General features: G+C 71.3%; 16 protein-coding genes, 1 tRNA gene and 1 pseudogene. 10 read left to right on the top strand and 8 right to left on the bottom strand.

Translation table 11 applies throughout. The annotated features are described in order from the left end of the window. The 3 genes from J7E93_RS11230 to J7E93_RS11240 all read right to left on the bottom strand — a co-directional run. A partial coding sequence (locus J7E93_RS11230) for a hypothetical protein (protein WP_251066395.1) occupies positions 1 to 932 on the bottom strand: 932 nt, incomplete at its 3' end. 231 nt (positions 933 to 1,163) lie between these two features. After that, the gene (locus J7E93_RS11235) at positions 1,164 to 1,631 is read right to left on the bottom strand and encodes a RidA family protein (RefSeq protein ID WP_215068014.1); all 468 of its coding nucleotides are present in this window, start codon (positions 1,629 to 1,631) and stop codon (positions 1,164 to 1,166) included. Beyond that, entirely contained in the window at positions 1,628 to 1,786 is a 159-nt protein-coding gene (locus J7E93_RS11240; RefSeq protein WP_003967454.1) for a DUF4177 domain-containing protein, read from the bottom strand. Before J7E93_RS11240 ends, J7E93_RS11235 begins: the two co-directional genes overlap by 4 nt. A 71-nt stretch (positions 1,787 to 1,857) precedes the next feature. Between J7E93_RS11240 and J7E93_RS11245 the strand changes: the two genes are divergently transcribed. Together J7E93_RS11245 and J7E93_RS11250 are read left to right on the top strand one after the other, a co-directional pair. Next, complete coding sequence (locus J7E93_RS11245; RefSeq protein WP_215068015.1) at positions 1,858 to 2,820, top strand: ArsA-related P-loop ATPase; 963 nt, start codon at positions 1,858 to 1,860, stop codon at positions 2,818 to 2,820. Positions 2,821 to 3,173: 353 nt separating this feature from the next. Beyond that, positions 3,174 to 4,505: an ArsA family ATPase gene (locus J7E93_RS11250; RefSeq protein WP_308368369.1), complete on the top strand. Its 1,332-nt coding sequence runs from the start codon at positions 3,174 to 3,176 to the stop codon at positions 4,503 to 4,505. 26 nt (positions 4,506 to 4,531) lie between these two features. Here J7E93_RS11250 and J7E93_RS11255 read toward each other — a convergent pair whose 3' ends face one another. Beyond that, positions 4,532 to 4,876: a WhiB family transcriptional regulator gene (locus tag J7E93_RS11255; RefSeq protein WP_026058363.1), complete on the bottom strand. Its 345-nt coding sequence runs from the start codon at positions 4,874 to 4,876 to the stop codon at positions 4,532 to 4,534. Positions 4,877 to 5,292: 416 nt separating this feature from the next. On the opposite strand from J7E93_RS11255, the gene J7E93_RS11260 reads away from it, so the two are divergent. Beyond that, positions 5,293 to 7,542, top strand: a complete 2,250-nt coding sequence (locus J7E93_RS11260; RefSeq protein WP_215068017.1) for a transglycosylase domain-containing protein — start codon at positions 5,293 to 5,295, stop codon at positions 7,540 to 7,542. A gap of 82 nt (positions 7,543 to 7,624) precedes the next feature. On the opposite strand, the gene J7E93_RS11265 is transcribed toward J7E93_RS11260, so the two are convergent. Continuing rightward, the gene (locus J7E93_RS11265) at positions 7,625 to 8,089 is read right to left on the bottom strand and encodes a GatB/YqeY domain-containing protein (RefSeq protein WP_215068019.1); all 465 of its coding nucleotides are present in this window, start codon (positions 8,087 to 8,089) and stop codon (positions 7,625 to 7,627) included. A gap of 162 nt (positions 8,090 to 8,251) precedes the next feature. Between J7E93_RS11265 and J7E93_RS11270 the strand changes: the two genes are divergently transcribed. The 3 genes and pseudogenes from J7E93_RS11270 (at position 8,252) to J7E93_RS11280 (ending at position 10,805) form a co-directional block, all read left to right on the top strand. After that, the gene (locus J7E93_RS11270) at positions 8,252 to 9,190 is read left to right on the top strand and encodes a metallophosphoesterase (protein WP_215068021.1); all 939 of its coding nucleotides are present in this window, start codon (positions 8,252 to 8,254) and stop codon (positions 9,188 to 9,190) included. Positions 9,191 to 9,316: 126 nt separating this feature from the next. Further along, a tRNA-Pro gene (locus tag J7E93_RS11275) sits at positions 9,317 to 9,390 on the top strand. Between the two features lie 166 nt (positions 9,391 to 9,556). Then, a pseudogene (locus J7E93_RS11280) lies at positions 9,557 to 10,805 on the top strand (SulP family inorganic anion transporter). Positions 10,806 to 10,852: 47 nt separating this feature from the next. Here the strand turns inward: J7E93_RS11280 and J7E93_RS11285 are convergent. Further along, positions 10,853 to 12,439, bottom strand: coding sequence for a flotillin family protein (locus J7E93_RS11285; RefSeq protein ID WP_215068023.1), 1,587 nt, complete (start codon positions 12,437 to 12,439; stop codon positions 10,853 to 10,855). Between the two features lie 63 nt (positions 12,440 to 12,502). Further along, positions 12,503 to 13,012 carry a hypothetical protein gene (locus J7E93_RS11290; protein WP_215068025.1) on the bottom strand — a complete coding sequence of 170 codons (510 nt, stop codon included), beginning with the start codon at positions 13,010 to 13,012 and terminating at the stop codon, positions 12,503 to 12,505. Between the two features lie 303 nt (positions 13,013 to 13,315). On the opposite strand from J7E93_RS11290, the gene J7E93_RS11295 reads away from it, so the two are divergent. Both J7E93_RS11295 and J7E93_RS11300 read left to right on the top strand, forming a co-directional pair. Further along, complete coding sequence (locus J7E93_RS11295) at positions 13,316 to 14,617, top strand: serine/threonine-protein kinase (RefSeq protein WP_215068244.1); 1,302 nt, start codon at positions 13,316 to 13,318, stop codon at positions 14,615 to 14,617. A gap of 117 nt (positions 14,618 to 14,734) precedes the next feature. Next, a complete protein-coding gene (locus J7E93_RS11300) occupies positions 14,735 to 14,998 on the top strand; it encodes a hypothetical protein (protein ID WP_215068027.1) in 264 nt (87 codons plus the stop codon). A 49-nt stretch (positions 14,999 to 15,047) separates the two neighbouring features. Here the strand turns inward: J7E93_RS11300 and J7E93_RS11305 are convergent, their stop codons facing one another. Then, positions 15,048 to 15,881, bottom strand: coding sequence for a bifunctional 2-polyprenyl-6-hydroxyphenol methylase/3-demethylubiquinol 3-O-methyltransferase UbiG (locus J7E93_RS11305; protein WP_215068029.1), 834 nt, complete (start codon positions 15,879 to 15,881; stop codon positions 15,048 to 15,050). Between the two features lie 62 nt (positions 15,882 to 15,943). Here J7E93_RS11305 and J7E93_RS11310 point away from each other — a divergent pair, with 62 nt between their 5' ends. Continuing rightward, entirely contained in the window at positions 15,944 to 17,776 is a 1,833-nt protein-coding gene (locus tag J7E93_RS11310; protein WP_215068031.1) for a prolyl oligopeptidase family serine peptidase, read from the top strand. Positions 17,777 to 17,799: 23 nt separating this feature from the next. Then, positions 17,800 to 18,540, top strand: a complete 741-nt coding sequence (locus J7E93_RS11315; RefSeq protein WP_215068033.1) for an SURF1 family protein — start codon at positions 17,800 to 17,802, stop codon at positions 18,538 to 18,540. Positions 18,541 to 18,599 lie beyond the last annotated feature (59 nt).

The raw sequence follows: 18,599 nt of genomic DNA on the forward strand, positions 1-18,599 counted from the left end.
CCGCTGCCGCTGCCGGTGCCGGGCCCCGTCCCGGTGCCAGCGTCGACAGCCTGCACCGGCTCGGCGGCATCGGCCGTACCCGTCGGAATGTGCTTGGTGAACTCGTCGTGCCCCGGCCAGCTCAGGACCAGATCGTCCCCGTCGAGACGCGCCTGCGCGAGTACGGGGGTGAGGTCCTGCTCCACGGACGCGGCCAGGGCCTCGGCCGCCGAACCGAAGCGCTCGAGTCCGCGAAGGGTCGAGATCGTGGGCGGCATCATCGTCAGCTCGCCCCGGTCGTACCCGGCCGCGGCCTCCGCCGGCCGGATCCAGACCGTACGGTCCGCCTCGGTCGAGGCGTTGCGGGTGCGCTGACCGGCCGGCAGCGCGGCCACGAAGAACCAGGTGTCGTAGCGCCGGGGCTCGAACGCGGGCGTGATCCAGCGCGCCCACGCGCCGAGCAGATCGGACCGCAGCACCAGTCCGCGCCGGTCGAGGAAGTCCGCGAAGGACAGCTCTCGGGCGACCAGCGCCTCCCGGTCCTTCTCCCAGTCGTCGCCGGTCGTGTCGCCGACCACCGACTCCGGTGTCTCCCCGGCGAGCAGCACGCCCGCCTCCTCGTACGTCTCGCGCACCGCCGCGCAGACGATCGCCTGTGCCTGCGCGAGGTCCGGCACGCCGAGCCGATCGGCCCAGAGGGCCAGGGAGGGCCCGGCCCAGCGCACGGGGTGCTCGTCCCGCGGGTCGACACCGCCGCCGGGATACGCGTACGCACCGCCCGCGAAGGCCATGGAGGCGCGGCGTCGCAGCATGTGGACGCTCGGCCCGTCGGCCGCGTCCCGCAGCAGCAGCACGGTGGCGGCCCGCTTGGGTGTCGCGGGGACCAGGTCGCCCGCGGCCAGAGCGCGGATGCGGTCGGGCCATTCCGGTGGGTACCACTGACCATTCGCCATGGCCGGATGGTATGCCGGGCGCTCCGGATGTTCGAGAGCCGATTCCTCCGGGAGGGAGGAACCGGCTCTCCGTGAAACGCGCAACGTCAACGTGGCACGTGGAACGTCGAAGGCACGTGGAACGTGGCACGTGCATGGAGCGTGGCACGTGCGTGAGGCGTGGCACGTGCGTGAGGCGTGGCACGTGCGTGGCGCGTCGGCCGGGAGCCGGCGCGCCGCCCGGGGACCGGGTCAGTCCTGGACGAGCTCCACCTGGACCTCGACCTCGACCGGGGCGTCGAGCGGGAGCACCGCCACGCCCACGGCGCTGCGGGCGTGCACGCCCTTGTCGCCGAGGACGGCGCCGAGCAGCTCGCTTGCGCCGTTGATCACGCCGGGCTGTCCGGTGAAGTCGGCGGCCGAGGCGACGAAGCCGACGACCTTCACGACCCGCTTGATCCGGTCCAGGTCACCGGCGACCGACTTCACGGCCGCGAGCGCGTTCAGCGCGCAGGTGGCCGCGAGCTTCTTGGCCTCTTCCGCGGTCACCTCGCCGCCGACCTTGCCGGTCACCGGAAGCTTGCCGTCCACCATCGGCAGCTGGCCCGAGGTGTAGACGTACACGCCGGACTGCACGGCCGGCTGATAGGCGGCCAGCGGAGGAACGACCTCAGGCAGCGTCAGGCCGAGCTCGGCGAGCTTGGCCTCGACGGCGCTCACGCCTTCTCCCGCTTCAGGTAGGCCACCAGCTGCTCGGGGTTGTTCGGGCCGGGAACGACCTGGACGAGCTCCCACCCGTCCTCGCCCCAGGTGTCCAGAATCTGCTTCGTCGCGTGCACGAGAAGGGGCACGGTCGCGTATTCCCACTTGGTCATGGAGCCGACTGTATCCGCTGCCACACACACCTCCTGCTTAGGGCGGCACGGCAGTGGTTAGGCTCGAAGACGTGAGCAGGCTCCAGGTCGTCAGCGGCAAGGGCGGTACCGGTAAGACGACGGTCGCCGCCGCCCTCGCGCTCGCCCTCGCGACGGAGGGCAGGCGGACCCTCCTCGTGGAGGTCGAGGGCAGGCAGGGCATCGCACAGCTCTTCGAGACGGAGGCCCTTCCGTACGAGGAGCGCAAGATCGCCGTCGGTCCGGGCGGCGGCGAGGTGTTCGCGCTGGCCATCGACGCCGAGCGGGCACTCCTCGACTACCTCCAGATGTTCTACAAACTGGGCAGCGCGGGCCGGGCCCTGAAGAAGCTCGGCGCGATCGACTTCGCGACGACGATCGCGCCCGGGGTACGGGACGTCCTGCTGACCGGCAAGGCGTGCGAGGCGGTCCGCCGACGCGAGAAGCACGGCGGCTACACCTACGACTACGTCGTCATGGACGCGCCGCCGACCGGGCGGATCACCCGTTTCCTCAACGTGAACGACGAGGTGGCGGGCCTCGCCCGGATCGGCCCGATACACAACCAGGCGCAGGCCGTGATGCGGGTGCTCAAGTCCCCCGAGACGGCGGTGCACCTGGTGACCCTGCTGGAGGAGATGCCGGTCCAGGAGACGGCGGACGGCATCGCCGAGCTGCGGGAGGCCGAACTGCCCGTGGGCAAGGTCATCGTGAACATGGTCCGTCCGCACGTCCTCGACGAGGCGGCGGTACGGGCCGCCTCCGGCGACCACCGGGACGCGGTCGCGAAGACGCTGGCCGCCGCGGGGATCACCGGCGGTACGAAGCTGGTCGAGCCGCTCCTCGAACAGGCCGCGGAGCACGCGCAGCGCGTGGAGCTGGAGCGCGAGCAGCGGGCGGTCCTGGCGGGGCTCGGGGTACCGGCGTACGAACTGCCCTTCCTGGGGGACGGGGCGGACATCGCGGGCATGTACCGGCTGGCGAAGGAACTGCGCAAACAAGGGGTGGACGCGTGACGGAGAAAGAACCTGCCGACGCGAAGGGTTCCGGCGCCGCACCCGGGCGGGCAGTAGGCCCCGGTGGCGGGCACAGCGATGACGGCGGTTCCTCGCCCGCGAAGGGTCGGGGCTCCGCGCCCGCGAAGGGGCCCGGTTCCGCAGCCGCGAAGGGTTCCGTACCCGCGAAGAGTTCCGGCGCCGCACCGACGGACGGCCTCGGCTCCGCACCCTCGAACGGCCTCGACTCCGTACCCACGGACAGCCTGGACTCCGCGCCCTCGAACGGTCTCGACTCCGCACCCTCGGACAGCCTCGACTCCGCGCCCTCGAACGGTCTCGACTCCGCGCCCGCGCTCGAACTCGATCCGCTCATCGACGACCCGGCGACCCGGATCATCGTCTGCTGCGGCGCCGGCGGCGTCGGCAAGACGACGACCGCGGCCGCCCTCGGGGTCCGCGCGGCCGAGCGGGGGCGCAAGGTCGTCGTCCTGACGATCGATCCGGCGCGGCGGCTCGCGCAGTCGATGGGGATCGACTCGCTCGACAACGTCCCGCGCAAGGTCGAGGGCATCAAGGGCTCCGACGGCGGGGAACTGCACGCCATGATGCTCGACATGAAGCGGACCTTCGACGAGATCGTCGAGGCGCACGCCGACGCCGAGCGGGCCCGGGCCATTCTGGAGAACCCCTTCTACCAGTCGCTGTCGGCCGGTTTCGCCGGTACGCAGGAGTACATGGCGATGGAGAAGCTCGGGCAGCTACGGGCCCGCGACGCGTGGGACCTGATCATCGTCGACACTCCGCCGTCCCGCTCCGCGCTCGACTTCCTCGACGCGCCGAAGCGGCTGGGGTCCTTCCTGGACGGGAAGTTCATCAAGCTGCTCATGGCGCCGGCGAAGATGGGCGGCCGGGCGGGGATGAAGTTCCTCAACGTCGGCATGTCGATGATGACGGGGACCCTGGGAAAGCTGCTGGGGGGTCAGTTCCTGAAGGACGTGCAGACCTTCGTGGCCGCCATGGACACGATGTTCGGCGGCTTCCGGACCCGGGCGGACGCGACGTACAAGCTGCTCCAGGCCCCGGGTACGGCCTTCCTGGTGGTCGCCACGCCGGAGCGGGACGCGCTGCGCGAGGCCGCGTACTTCGTGGAGCGGCTGGCCGCCGAGGAGATGCCGCTGGCCGGTCTCGTCCTCAACCGCGTCCACGACAGTGGCGCCGCCCGGCTGTCGGCCGAACGGGCGCGGGCCGCGGCAGAAAATCTTGACGAGGGGTGCATGGCGGATCAGGGGGGCGGGAAGACTGGTGAGCGTGGCGCCCGCGCCACTTCCCCCGAGTCGTCAGACATCGCCACCGCCGCCGCACTTCCCGAGCAAGAGCAAGAGCGAGCGCAAGAGCGAGCGCAAGAGCGAGCACCACAGAACGACCCTGCGCTCACGCACGCGCACGAACCCCAGGCTGCCCCCACAGCCGCGCACGACCGCGACGCACCGGACATTCAGCAACTGACCGCGGGACTTCTGCGTCTGCATGCCGAGCGGATGCAGGTGCTCGCGCGCGAACAGCGCACGCGCGACCGCTTCACCGCGCTCCACCCGGAGGTGGCGGTCGCCGAAGTGGCCGCCCTGCCCGGCGACGTACACGATCTCGCAGGGCTGCGGGCCATCGGTGACCGGCTCACGGCCGGGCGTAGGCCCTCTGCCTGAGCTGTACGTACGGCGTCCGGCGGGGCTCAGCCCACCGCCGCGTACGCCTCGTACGTCGCGTCGTCCTCCATCGCCACAGGCAGCAGGCCCGCTCCCCGCTCGTACTCCGTACGCGCGGTCTCGAGGAGGCGCCGCCACGAGGTGACGGTCGGCCGCCGGCGCAGCAGGGCACGGCGCTCGCGCTCCGTCATGCCGCCCCACACGCCGAACTCCACGCGGTTGTCCAGGGCGTCGGCCAGGCACTCGGTCCGCACCGGGCATCCGGTGCACACCGCCTTCGCCCTGTTCTGCGCCGCTCCCTGCACGAAAAGTTCATCCGGATCGGTAGTGCGGCAGGCCGCCTGCGCACTCCAGTCAGCTACCCAGCCCATACCGGCGCCGTCCTCTCCCGAATCGAGGCTCCCCCACGGCGGTAGCGGCATATTCACCGCTGCCAGTTGGTGACGTTACGGAAGGTGGGCACAGCGCAACACCCCCTTCGGGCCCAATCTTGAATGGCCCGAACGGACTATGCGTACGCGGCAGATCACCCAGGGGAGTGACCGGAGGACATGTGTGTCGAAACCGGCAAATCAACACAGTTCACCCCGCTGTGGCGGAGCCACTTGGGACGGCGGGTGACGCATGGGGCGGAATCGGGCATGGTGTCCCACGCTTCGGGGTCATGGGTTTTCATGCCGATGTCACGCCCGGCCCTTGATGCAGAACCACACTGCTGTGACAGTTGAGAGCAGCTTAGGCCAAGGCATATACGCGTGTCCGGCGATTGAGAACGTAGGCTGCCCCCATGGCAAAGAAGCGCTCGGGCGGTGGTCTGACCGGGACCCAGCAGGCCGCCAAGTTCCTCGGTGTCAGCGTGCTCTCCGGAGCCGTGCTGGCGGGCATCGCCCTGCCCGCGGCCGGAGCACTCGGACTGGCCGCCAAGGGCACGGTCGAGGGATTCGACGAAATCCCGTCCAACCTGAAGACACCGCCGCTGAGTCAGCGCACCACCATCCTGGACTCACAGGGCGGCCACCTCGCCACCGTGTACTCGCGCGACCGGAAGGTCGTGCCGATCGAGAAGATCTCGCCGTACATGCAGAAGGCGATCGTCGCGATCGAGGACTCGCGCTTCTACGAGCACGGGGCCATCGACCTCAAGGGTGTGCTGCGCGCGATCAACCGCAACGCCCAGTCCGGCGGCGTGGCCCAGGGCGCGTCCACGCTCACCCAGCAGTACGTGAAGAACGTCTTCGTCGAGGAGGCGGGCGACGACCCCGAGAAGGTCGCCCAGGCCACCCAGCAGACCATCGGCCGCAAGGTGCGCGAACTGAAGTACGCGATCCAGGTCGAGGAGGAGCTGGGGAAGAAGAAGATCCTCGAGAACTACCTCAACATCACCTTCTTCGGGCAGCAGGCGTACGGCATCGAGGCGGCGGCCCAGCGCTACTTCTCCAAGCCCGCCGCCGACCTGAAGCTGGAGGAGGCCGCCATGATGGCCGGCCTCGTCCAGTCGCCGAGCCGCTACGACCCGGTCAACGACCTCCAGGAAGCCACCAAGCGCCGCAACGTCGTGCTGCAGCGGATGGCCGACGTGAAGGACATCAGCCAGGCCGAGGCGGACCGGGCGAAGGCCACGCCGGTCAAGCTGAAGGTGAAGTCCCCGAAGAACGGCTGCATCACCGCCGTCGACGGCGCCGGCTTCTTCTGCGACTACGTCCGCAAGACCATCCTCAACGACCCGGTCTTCGGCAAGACGGTCGAGGAGCGGCAGAAGCTGTGGAACCTCGGTGGCCTGACCATCAGGACCACGCTCGACCCGCGCGCGCAGGAGGCCGCCAACGCGGCCGCCGTCGCGAAGATCAACGAGGACGACAAGGTCGCCGCCTCCGTCGTCCAGGTCCAGCCGGGCAGCGGCAAGATCCTCTCGATGGGCCAGTCCCGCCCGTACGGCCTGGACCAGAAGCAGCACCAGACGACGCTCAACCTCGCCGTCGGCAGCAAGATGGGTGGCACCACCTACGGCTTCCAGGTCGGTTCGACGTTCAAGCCGATCACTGCCGCGGCGGCGCTGGAGAAGGGGCTCAGCCCCGCCCAGTCGTTCTCCACGCCGTGGAAGATCAACATCCCGGAGAGCGCGTACACCCGCTGCGACGGCAAGCAGGCGGGCTACGCCAACTGGGAGATCGGCAACGAGATGAAGTCCGAGGAGGGCACCTGGGACATGACCAGCGCCCTCGGCAAGTCCATCAACACGTACTTCGCGAAGCTCGAGCAGATGGCCGGCCTCTGCGAGACGATCACGATGGCCAAGAAGATGGGGTACGAGCGCGAGCTCGGCAAGAAGGTCGAGGAGCTCCCCTCGATCACCCTCGGCGCGCAGGAGAGCACCCCGCTCGACATGGCGGCCGTGTACGCCACCTTCGCCAACCGCGGCACGTACTGCACCCCGGTCGCCATCGAGTCGATCACCACGGCGGCCGGCAAGAAGCTGAAGGTGCCTCAGACGGAGTGCTCGCGGACGATGAGCGAGCGGACCGCGGACACCATCAACCAGATGCTGAAGGGCGTCGTCGAGGACGGCACCGGTACGAAGGCGGGTCTGAGCGACCGCGACAACGCCGGCAAGACGGGTACGACGAACGACCGCAAGGACGCCTGGTTCGTCGGGTACACCCCGAACCTCTCCACGGCGGTGTGGGTCGGTGACGACATGGGCGACAAGATGTCGATGTACGACATCACCATCGGCGGCGAGTACTACGACAAGGTCTGCGGCGGCTGCCTCCCCGGTCCGATCTGGCGGATCGCGATGACCGGGGCGCTCGACGCCTCCGACACCCCGTCCTTCGCTCCCATCTCCGTGCCCCGCGGCGACAAGCCGGAGGACAAGGAGAAGGACAAGGGCAAGCCGAGCGACGGCGATCCGGGTGACGGCGATCCGGGTGACGGGGACGTGCTCCCCGGGATCACCATCCCGCCGGACCTGATCGGCGGCGGGAACAACCGCGGCCAGGGGAACGGCGGCGGAGGAGGCCACGGAGGCCGCGGGTAGCCGGCAGTCGGCAGTCGGCAGGACACATGTGTGAGGGCGCCCCCCGATATCGGGGGGCGCCCTCATACGTACAGGTCGGAGGTCAGCCCGCGAGGAGCTTCTTCACGACGGCGGCGACACGCCCGCCCTCGGCCCGGCCGGCCACCTGCGGATTCACGATCTTCATGACGGCGCCCATCGCCCGCGGCCCCTCGTGGCCCGCGCCCGTGGCCTCGGCGACGGCCGCGGCCACGATCTGCTCCAGCTCGTCGTCGCCGAGCTGCTTGGGCAGGTACGCGTCGAGGATGACGCCCTCCGCCTTCTCCCGCTCGGCCGACTCGGCACGACCGCCCTGGGCGAAGGCGTCCGCGGCCTCGCGGCGCTTCTTCGCCTCCTTGGCGATCACCTTCTGCACCTCGTCGTCGGAGAGCTCGCGCTTGGTCTTGCCCGCGACCTCCTCCTTGGTGATCGCGGCGAGGGTGAGCCGGAGCGTCGAGGAGCGCAGCTCGTCGCGCTCCTTGATGGCGGCGTTGAGGTCGTCCTGAAGCTTGGCCTTGAGCGTGGTCATGCGCCCCAGTGTGTCAGGTGGGGCGTCGTGGCCGCCCGCGCTTTAAGGCCTGTGCCTTTCACGCCCCCGCCTTCACGCACGCGCGTTCACGCCCGCGCCTTCACGGCCGCGCCTTCGCGCCCGCGCCGCAACCGGGCCCCCTCCGTCTGCGACGATGGAGGAATGCGCGCACGGTACGGGATCCCCCTGAAGGTCACGGCAGGTCTTACCGCGACGGCGGCGGCCGGACTCCTCTACGCGGCGGGCTTCGAGGCCCGCTCGTTCCGCCTCCGCCGGGTGACGGTCCCGGTCCTGCCACGCGGGATGCGCGATCTGCGGGTCCTTCAGGTCTCCGACATCCACATGGTCTGCGGTCAGCGCAAGAAGCGGGCGTGGCTGCAGTCGCTGGCGGGGCTGCGGCCCGACCTCGTCGTCAACACCGGCGACAACCTCTCGGACACGAACGCGGTCCCGGAGGTCCTGGACGCGCTCGGCCCGCTGATGGAGTTCCCGGGCGTCTACGTCTTCGGCTCCAACGACTACTACGGCCCGCGGCTGCGCAACCCCGCCCGCTATCTGATGGAGAAGGCGCAGGGCCGCCACGGGCTGAACGGCAACGCGCCGGTGGTGGGCGCGATCCACAACCCGTGGGAGGGCATGCGGGACGCCTTCGACGCGGCGGGCTGGGTGAACCTGACCAACACGCGCGGCCGGCTGAAGCTGCCCGACCTGGAGCTCGCCTTCACCGGCCTGGACGACCCGCACATCAAGCGGGACCGGTACGAGCGGGTGGCCGGCGGCCCGGACCTGTCGGCGGACTTCTCGATGGGCGTGGTCCACGCCCCGTACCTGCGCACCCTGGACGCCTTCACGGCGGACGGGTACGAGCTGATCCTGGCGGGACACACGCACGGCGGTCAGCTGTGCGTCCCCTTCTACGGGGCGCTGGTCACCAACTGCGACGTGGACACGGAGCGGGTGAAGGGCCTGTCCACGCACACCGTGGCGGACCGGACCTCGTTCCTCCACGTCTCGGCGGGCTGCGGCACGAACAGGTACACCCCGGTCCGCTTCGCCTGCCCGCCGGAGGCGACCCTGCTGACGCTGACCGCGCGCGACTGAGCGGTTCGTCTCCCCGGACCGCGTCCGACCTGCGGTGCGAGGACGCGAAAACCGGATTTCGTCTCAGCGCGTGGGTGGGCTAAAGTAATCGATGTCGCCGCGACGTGAACAACAGAGCAGTGACATCGGGGTGTAGCGCAGCTTGGCAGCGCGCTTCGTTCGGGACGAAGAGGTCGTGGGTTCAAATCCCGCCACCCCGACTTCGTAAGACCAGGTCGAGGGCCTGATCCGTACTACGGATCAGGCCCTTCCTGCGTCCCTCCCTTCTCCGCGTGCCCGTCCGCCGGTCCGGGTGCGCCCGAGCCCGAGGTCCGTACTCCCTTGTTCTCCTCCCCCTCGCCCTCCTCCCCCTCGTCCGCTTCCCCCGTGTCCCTGTTCGCGCGGCTCCGTGGCCCCGGTCAGGGTCGTCCGACACGGCCCGCCTGGCTCTCGCCGAAGGTCTTCCGTACCGAGGTGCTGGCCGGCCTGGTGGTCGCGCTGGCCCTCGTTCCCGAGGCGATCTCGTTCTCGATCATCGCCGGGGTCGACCCGGCGATCGGGCTGTTCGCCTCGTTCACGATGGCCGTGGTGATCTCCGTGGTCGGTGGCCGGCCGGCCTGGCGCTGATGGTGTTTTTCCCGAAGATCACGAAGGCGGTCCCGGCCCCGCTGGTCTCCATCGTCGTCCTCACCGTGATCACCGTGGCCGCGGGCATCGCCGTCCCGACCGTCGGCGACAAGGGCGCGCTGCCCTCCTCACTGCCGGTGCCCGGGCTGCCCGACGTGCCGTTCACCCTGGACACGCTGCTCCTCATCGCGCCGTACGCGCTGGCCATGGCCCTCGTCGGGCTGATGGAGTCGCTGATGACGGCGAAGCTGGTCGACGAGATCACCGACACCCGGTCCTCGAAGACCCGGGAGTCCATCGGGCAGGGTGTCGCCAACATCGTCACCGGGTTCTTCGGCGGGATGGGGGGCTGCGCGATGATCGGCCAGACGATGATCAACGTGAAGGTGTCCGGGGCCCGCACCCGGCTCTCCACCTTCCTCGCGGGCGCGTTCCTGCTGGTGCTGTGCCTCGCCCTGGGGCCGGTCGTCTCCGAGATCCCGATGGCCGCGCTCGTCGCCGTGATGGTCATGGTGTGTTTCGCGACCTTCGACTGGCACTCCGTCGCGCCGAAGACCCTCAAGCGGATGCCGGCCGGTGAGATCGTCGTCATGGTCGTCACCGTGGTGTGCTGGTCTTCAGCCACAACCTCGCCGTGGGCGTGGTGGTGGGCTCCCTCACGGCGATGGTCGTCTTCGCCAGACGCGTCGCACATCTGGCGGACGTCACCTCCGTCCTCGACCCGGACGGCGGCCAGGTGGTGTACCGCGTGACCGGCGAGCTGTTCTTCGCCTCCTCCAACGACCTGGTCGGGCGGTTCGACTACGCCGGCGACCCCGACACGGTGGTGATCGACCTCTCCGCGGCCCACATCTGGGACGCGTCCTCCGTGGCCGCGCTGGACGCGATCGAGCACCGGTACGCACAGCGGGGCAAGCGCGTCGAGATCACCGGTCTGAACGCGCAGAGCGCGCGCATACACGGCAACCTCAGCGGCAACCTCAGCGGCGAGCTCTCCGCCGGGAAGTGACCGGCGGGCCCGCTTCTCGCGAAGCGGGCCCGGCGCGGCGGTCGTGGTCAGCCGGTGATCTCGATCTTCTCGTGGGAGGCCGACGGACCGGCCGCGGCGTACGGCTCCGCGGCGGACGGTTCCGCGGCAGCGGACGGCTTTCCGGCGGACGGCTCGGCGGCGGACGGCTTTCCGGCCGTGAGGCCCTTGAGCAGCTGCGCCAGGTCGATCCCGGTGGTGGCGCCGAGGAGTTCCATGCCCTGGGCGACGTTGTCGGTGACGGTACGGGAGAGCTTGCTCGCCCCGTCGGTGGAGATGATGGTCATCCGGTCGATGGCGCTCAGCGGTTCGGCGGCCTTGGCGACGACCTCCGGCAGCGCCTCGACCAGCATCTGGACCATCGCCGCGTCACCGTAGCGCTCGAAGGCCTCGGCCTTCTTCCGCATGGCCTCGGCCTCGGCCGAGCCCTTGGCGGCGATGGCCGCGGCCTCCGCGTCGCCTTCGAGGCGGACGGCCTCGGCGATGGCCGCACGCCGGGCCCGCTCGGCCTCACCGCGCTTGGCCCCCTCGATGGCCTCGGCCTCGGCGAGAGCCGAACGGCGCTGCTTCTCGCCCTCGCCGGTCAGCCGGGCCCGCTCCGCCTCCGCGTCGGCGGCGGCGATCGAGGCCAGGCGCTCGGCCTCGGCCTGCTTGACCCGGGCGACGCGCTTGGCCTCCGCCTCCTGCTCGGCCTGGTAGCGGCGGGCGTCGGCCGGCTTGCGGACCTGGGTGTCGAGCTGGCGGTCGGTCAGGGCGGCCTGACGCTCGGCGACCTTCTCCTGCTCCGAGAGGATCTGCTGCTGGCGGTGGGCCTCGGCCAGCGGACCGGCCGCGTTGGCCTGGGCGGCCGCCGCGTCCGTCTCAGCCTTGATCTCGGCCTGGCGGAGGTAGAGCGTCCGCTGGGCGACGGCGATCTCCTCCTCGGCCTTGAGACGCGCCTGTTCGGCGGCCTGGCGGGCGTTGGCCTCGGCGATGTCCGCCTCCTGCATGGCGCGGGCGGCCTCCGGCCGGCCGAGGTCCTCCAGGTAGGAGCCCTCGGTCGTGATGTCCTGGATCTGGAAGGCGTCCAGGACCAGGCCCTGGCCGGACAGGCTCGCCTCGGCCTCCTCCGCGACCTGCCCGGCGAACGCCGCCCGGTCGCGGATGATGTCCTCCACCGACATGCGGCCCACGATGGCGCGCAGCGCGCCGGAGAGCACTTCCTGGGTGAAGCCGACGATGCCGTCCTGCTGCTGGAGGAAACGCTGGGCGGCGGCCCGGATGGCGTCCTCGTTGCCGCCGACCTTGACGATCGCGACGCCTTCGAGATGGGCCTTGATGCCGCGCAGGGTGACCGCGCCGCGGACCGCGACCGGGATGTGGCGGCTGGACAGGTCGAGGGTGTAGCGCTGCTGGACGAAGGGGACGACGAACACGCCGCCACCGACCACGACCTTCTGGCCGCTGTTGTCCGTGAAGACCTGACCGGTGTCCGGGTCGGTGGACTTCTTGCCCCGCCGGCCGGTGATGATGAACGCCTCGCTGGGGCCGGCGACCTTGTAGCGGGTGACGACGACGAGGCCGAGCAGGACGAGGAGTACGACGACTCCGACGACCGCGGTGACCACGGGACTCATGAGAGACCCCCTGCCTCCCCCGAGGGGGCATCGGTGGCGATGGGAACGACGTGGAAGGTTCGATCAGCGCTCGACGGCCCGGACACGGACCGAGGTGGCGGACGGTGCCGCCGTGACCCACACCTCGGCGCCACGCTCCAGCGGGCCGTCGGCGGTCGCGGCGTACTTCACCGGCTGTCCGGCCAGGCGGAGGAGGACCTCGCCGTAGCCGCTCGGCGGAATGGCGGTCACCACCGTGCCGGCCGACCCTACGAGGTCGTCCTGGTGCGGAGCGTCTCCGCCGCCGTCCCGCATCAGGGCGCGGCTCAGCCGCCAGGTCAGCCAGCCGGCGCCCGCCCCCGCGACGGCTCCCGCGGTGGTCGCCGCTCCGGGCCCGAGTCCGGTGGACCCGAGCACGATCGCCCCCGTGAAGCCGAGCATCGAGACGAAGCCCGCGATCACCGGAAGCGACAACCAGCCGTCGAACAGCCCGTCCAGAGCTCCGTCGAAGACGCCCTCGAGAACTCCGTCGAGCACCAGCGAGACGGCCAGCAGCACGATGCCCGCCATGCCGAGACCGAGAAACAATCCCATGAGCACCTCCCCCGCGCTGCCGGCGTTCTCGCCGGACGGGGAAAGCGTGTCACCGCGCCCCGACGCGTACATTGCCTGCGCCCGGCAGTCTTTACGCGGCTTTGACGCACGGCCTTCGCGCGGCTGCCCGCCGGCCGCCTGAGGCGTTCTCGACGCGGGGTGCAGGGGGTGATGCGGCGGAGATCACCTGCTCGTGGCGGCTTCCGGACGGTTCGGGCGGCCCTCCGGGGACGGGGTGTGGATCAGGCGGCTCTACTCTGGAACGTCATCAGGTTGGCTGACCGTCGAAAGGCTGGGTCTCAGGTGCTGGTCGCGGACCGATATCGGCTTCACATGTGTGTCGGCCGTGGCGGCATGGGCGAGGTGTGGCAGGCCACCGACGAGGTGCTCGGGCGGTCCGTGGCCGTGAAGTTGATGCTGGGTCACGAGACGGACCCGTCGGCCGCCGAGCGGTTCCGGCTGGAGGCGCAGACCGCGGCGCGGCTGAGCCACCCGCATGTCGTGGGGGTCTTCGACTTCGGCACGTGGGACGGAAAGCTGTTCCTCGTCATGGAGTTGGTGGAGGGAAGCAGCCTCGCCGGGGACGCGGGGGCGCCTCAGGTGCTGCCGCCGGAGCGGGTCGCCGTGGTGGCCGCGCACGCGGCCGCGGGGCTGGCCGCCGCGCACCGGGAAGGCGTGGTGCACCGGGACATCAAGCCGGGGAACCTGCTGCTCGACGGCGACGGGACCGTGAAGCTCGCGGACTTCGGCATCGCGCGGTTCGTCGACGACCCCTCGGCGGCGCTCACCACCACCGGCCAGATCGTCGGCACCGGCCTCTACCTCGCACCCGAACGGGCGCTGGGACAGCCGGCGTCACCGGCCTCCGACGTGTACTCGCTGGGCTGCGTGCTGTACCAACTCCTCACCGGGCGGCCCCCCTTCCAGGGCGACACCGCGACGGCGCTGCTGTACCAGCACATCGACACGCCTCCGGCTCCGCCGCGGCAGCTCGGTGTGGGCCTGCCGGCCGCGTTCGAGGCGTACCTGCTGACGTTGCTGGCCAAGCAGCCCGAACAGCGTCCTCCGGCACAGGCGATCGCGGACTGGTTCGCCTCGGGGGCCTGGCGCGGTCACTCGCTGCCGCACCAGCCGTCGCATCAGCAGTCACACCAGCAGTCACACCCGACGTCTCGTCAGACGTCGCATCAGACGTCTCATCAGCGGCAGTCGCACGGACCGGCACATCACCAGCACCACCGGTCGCACCAGCAGCCGCAGGCGCCCGCACACCAGCACCAGCAGCACCAGCCGTCGCACCGTCAGCCGTCCCACCAGCAGCCGCACGGTCACACCCCGCCGCCGTCACACTCCCGGTCCGCGCCCACCACCCCGCAGGGCAGACCCTCGGCGCGCTCCTCGGCGAGACCGCAGAACCCCCGGCAGGCCCGCCGTGGCGAGACCGGCCTCGCGGCCCTCTCCCGGCGCCGTCCGAGGAAGACGGCCGCCGTGGCCGGAGGGATCGCCTTCGTGGTCTTCCTGCTCATCGGCATGGCGTGGCTCGCGCCCAAGGACAGCTCGGCCGAGACACCCTCGACCCACCCGACGGCGACCAGCGCTTCCTGAGGCGTGTCCCGCCCAGGGGTTTTCCCGCCGGCCAGGTCGTGACGGGCCGACCCGCGTTCTGACCCGAACGGGGTCCGCCGGGTGGCCCCGGGGGCACCGGTCCGTTCCCCTGGGGACATGCGCCCCTTCGACCTGAGCCCCTTCGACCTGAAAGCCCTCGACCTGCACCCGCTGCGGACCGCGGCCGAGGCGGCGTCCACCGTCCCCGCCGAGGCCGTCTCCGACTCCGGCCCGTCCGCCCTCGCCCTGGGCCTCGGGGCCGCCGCCCTGGCGGGCGCCATCGGCACCGCCGTCGTCCGCAACCGCCTGTCGAGGACGGCCGATCCGTCGTCCACGCGGGAACGCGGAGCCGGTTCGCCGCCGGACGGCTCCGAAAGCTGACCCCCGGTCCCGCCGCGTTCCCGGCCCGGCCGCGATCGGGCTCGACGGCTCAGGACGCCGGGCGGGACGCCTTGATCGAGTACATGAGGGGGACGCGCGGCCGGTCGGCCGGGAACCGGTAGTACCCATCCTCCTGCCGCTTCAACGTCCCGTACCGCGGGATGAGCGACATGTCGTGCTCGTGGAGGAACTCGATCCGCAGCCCCGCCCTCGCGATCGCCGTCACGACCTCGCCCACCGGGTGCACCCACTCCACGCTGCGGTTGTGGACGGTGGCGGCCTCGGCGTCCGCGTACGTGCCCGGCGTGGTGTCCACCCAGGGGTCACGGGTGAAGTAGTCGTGGACGACACGCGTCCCGGTCTCGTCGTCCAGGGAGTCGGCGAGCGGATGGAACTCGGCGACGTACAGGAATCCGCCGGGAGCGACGAGCGAGGCGGCGGTCTCCGCCCAGCGGTCGATGTCCGGGAGCCAGCACAGCGCGCCGATACCGGTGTAGACGATGTCGTACGAGGAGTCGGGGACGGCCTCGGCGGCGTCGTAGGCGTCGGCGGCCACGAACGCGGCCCGGTCCGGGGGGAGTCCGATATCGGCGGCGAGTGAGCGGGCCGTCTCGACGGCGGGTTCGGAGAAGTCCAGGCCGACGACGTGCGAGGCGCCGCGGCGGGCCCAGGAGAGCGTGTCCAGGCCGATGTGGCACTGGAGGTGGAGCAGGGAGCGTCCCGTGACGTCGCCGACCTCCGCCAGCTCGAAGTCCCGCAGCGCCTCCTTGCCCGCGCGGAAGGCGTCGAGGTCGTAGAACTCGCTGGCGGCGTGGATGGGCACGCGTTCGTCCCAGCGTACGCGGTTGGCCTCGCGCCAGTCGTCGGGGGTCGGTGAGTACATGCCCGGGAGGTTATCCACAGGTTGCGGACGAGGCGAACGGATTGTCGGCGGTTCGGAGCATCATGGGGGCCATGACCGAGAACAACGCGATCGACGACAACGCCGGCGTCCCCGTCTGGGAGCAGCGGTTCCGGGCGCCCCGCGTGTCCCTGCCCGAGTGGGCCGAGGAGGCGCCGGACCGTTCCCTGTTCGTGTCCAACGCGACGGGCACGTACGAGCTGTACGCCTGGGACCGGACGAGCGGCGGCCAGCGGCAGGTCACGGACCGGCCGAACGGCACGACGGACGGCACCCTCTCGCCCGACGGCCGGTGGATCTGGTGGTTCTCGGACAAGGACGGCGACGAGTTCGGGGTGTGGATGCGCCAGCCCTTCGAGGGCGGAGCGGACGAGCCCGCGGTGCCGGGGCTCGCGCCCTCCTACCCGGCGGGACTCGCCATCGGCCGCGACGGCACGGTGGTCGTCGGCCGCTCCACGGACGAGGAGGGTTCCACGATCCACCTGGTGCGCGACGGAGCGGCGCCCGTGGAGATCTACCGGCACCGAGAGTCGGCCGGGGTCGGTGACCTCTCGCACGACGGCACCCTGATCGCCGTGGAGCACACCGAGCACGGCGACGCCATGCACTCCGCCCTGCGGGTGCTGCGGGCGGAGGACTCCTCGGTGGTCGCCGAGCTGGACGACACCAAGGGAGGCACCGAGGAGCTCGGCCTCGCGGTGCTGGGCTTCGCGCCGGTGGACGGGGACACCCGGCTGCTCGTCGGACACCAGCGGCGGGGTCGCTGGGAGCCGCTGCTGTGGGACGTGGCGACCGGCCGGGAGACCGACCTCCGCCTCGACCTGCCGGGCGACGTGTCGGCGGAGTGGTACGCGGACGGCATGGGGCTGCTGATCGTCCACAGCTTCGAGGCGCGCAGCGAGCTGTGGCGGTACGACATCGCGACCGGCGCGCTGGTGCGGGTGGAGACCCCGGCCGGGTCGGTGTCGGACGCCACGGTCCGCCCGGACGGCACCGTGGAGTACCTCTGGTCGTCGGCCGCGCTGCCGCCGGTGGTGCGCTCGACGGACGGCGGGGTCGTCCTCGACCCGCCGGGCGCCAAGGCGCCCGCCTCGGTGCCGGTGGAGGACGTGTGGGTGGAGGGGCCCGGCGGCCGCATCCACGCGCTCGTACAGCGTCCGGGGACCGGGGAAGGGCCCTTCCCGACGATCTTCGAGGTGCACGGCGGCCCGGCCTGGCACGACAGCGACGCCTTCGCGTCGGGCCCGGCGGCCTGGCTGGACCACGGCTACGCGGTGGTCCGGGTCAACTACCGCGGCTCGACCGGGTACGGCCGGGAGTGGACGGACGCGCTCAAGCACCGGGTCGGCCTGATCGAGCTGGAGGACGTCGCCGCGGTCCGGGAGTGGGCGGTGGCCTCCGGTCTGGCGGACCCGGCGAAGCTGGTCCTGTCGGGCGGCTCCTGGGGCGGGTATCTGACGCTGCTCGGGCTCGGCACCCAGCCGGACGCCTGGTCGCTGGGGCTGGCCGCCGTGCCGGTCGCGGACTACGTGACGGCGTACGAGGACGAGATGGAGGCTCTGAAAGCGCTGGACCGCACGCTCTTCGGCGGCTCGCCGCAGGAGGTCCCGGACCGCTTCGAGGCCTCCTCCCCGCTGACGTACGTCGACAAGGTCACGGCCCCGGTGTACATCTCGGCGGGCGTCAACGACCCGCGCTGCCCGATCCGCCAGATCGACAACTACGTCGACCGGCTGGCGGCCCGCGGCGCGGTCCACGAGGTCTACCGGTACGACGCGGGCCACGGCTCGCTGGTGGTGGAGGAGCGGATCAAGCAGGTGCGTCTGGAGCTGGAGTTCGCCGCGCGGCACCTGGGGACCCGGCCGGTCGGGGGGTGAGGCGGACTGCGTACCGTGGAGGGGTGTACCGGTTCCTGAAAACGCCCCGCTGGTGGGGGATCAATGTCTTCGTCCTGCTGGCGATCCCTTTCTGCCTGTTCATGGGGACCTGGCAGATGGGCAAGTTCGAGGACCGCGTCGACTCCCACCGGGAGGCGGAGCGGGCCCCGGACCCGGGCACGCTGAGGACCGAGCCGCTGGAGAAGCTCCTGCCGGTGGACAAGGAGACCTCGGGCCGGCACGCGGAGGCGAGCGGCCGGTACGGAGAGCAGTTCCTGGTGCCGGACCGTGAGCTGGACGGCCGCGCCGGCAGCTACGTCCTGACGTTGCTGAAGACGGACGGCGGAACCTCGCTGCCGGTGGTACGGGGCTGGCTGCCGGCCGGTGCGAAGGCCCCGGCCCCGCCGTCCGGCGAGGTCACCGTGGTGGGCGCCCTTCAGGCCTCGGAGAGCGCGGGCAGCAAGGGCGTGCACGCGGCGGGCGGGCTTCCGGAGGGGCAGCTCGGCATGATCAGTGCGGGGGCGCTGATCAACCTGGTGCCGGACAAGGTCTACGACGCCTGGGTCACCCTCGTCGACTCCCCGGCCGGCCTGACGCCGGTCCCGGCGACCGCCGCGGCCGGGACCTCCTTGGACCTGAAGGCCTTCCAGAACCTCGGGTACACCGCGGAGTGGTTCGTCTTCGCGGGCTTCGTGGTCTTCATGTGGTTCCGGCTTCTGCGCCGCGAGGCCGAGGCGGAGCGGGACGAGGCCCTGGGGCTCTAGGGGGCTCGGCCGCCGCACGCCGGGACCCGCGCCCGGGCCGCTCACGCTCCCGGAGCGGC

The organism is Streptomyces sp. ISL-36 (assembly GCF_018614205.1).
In the GTDB taxonomy this organism is placed as follows: Bacteria; Actinomycetota; Actinomycetes; order Streptomycetales; family Streptomycetaceae; genus Streptomyces.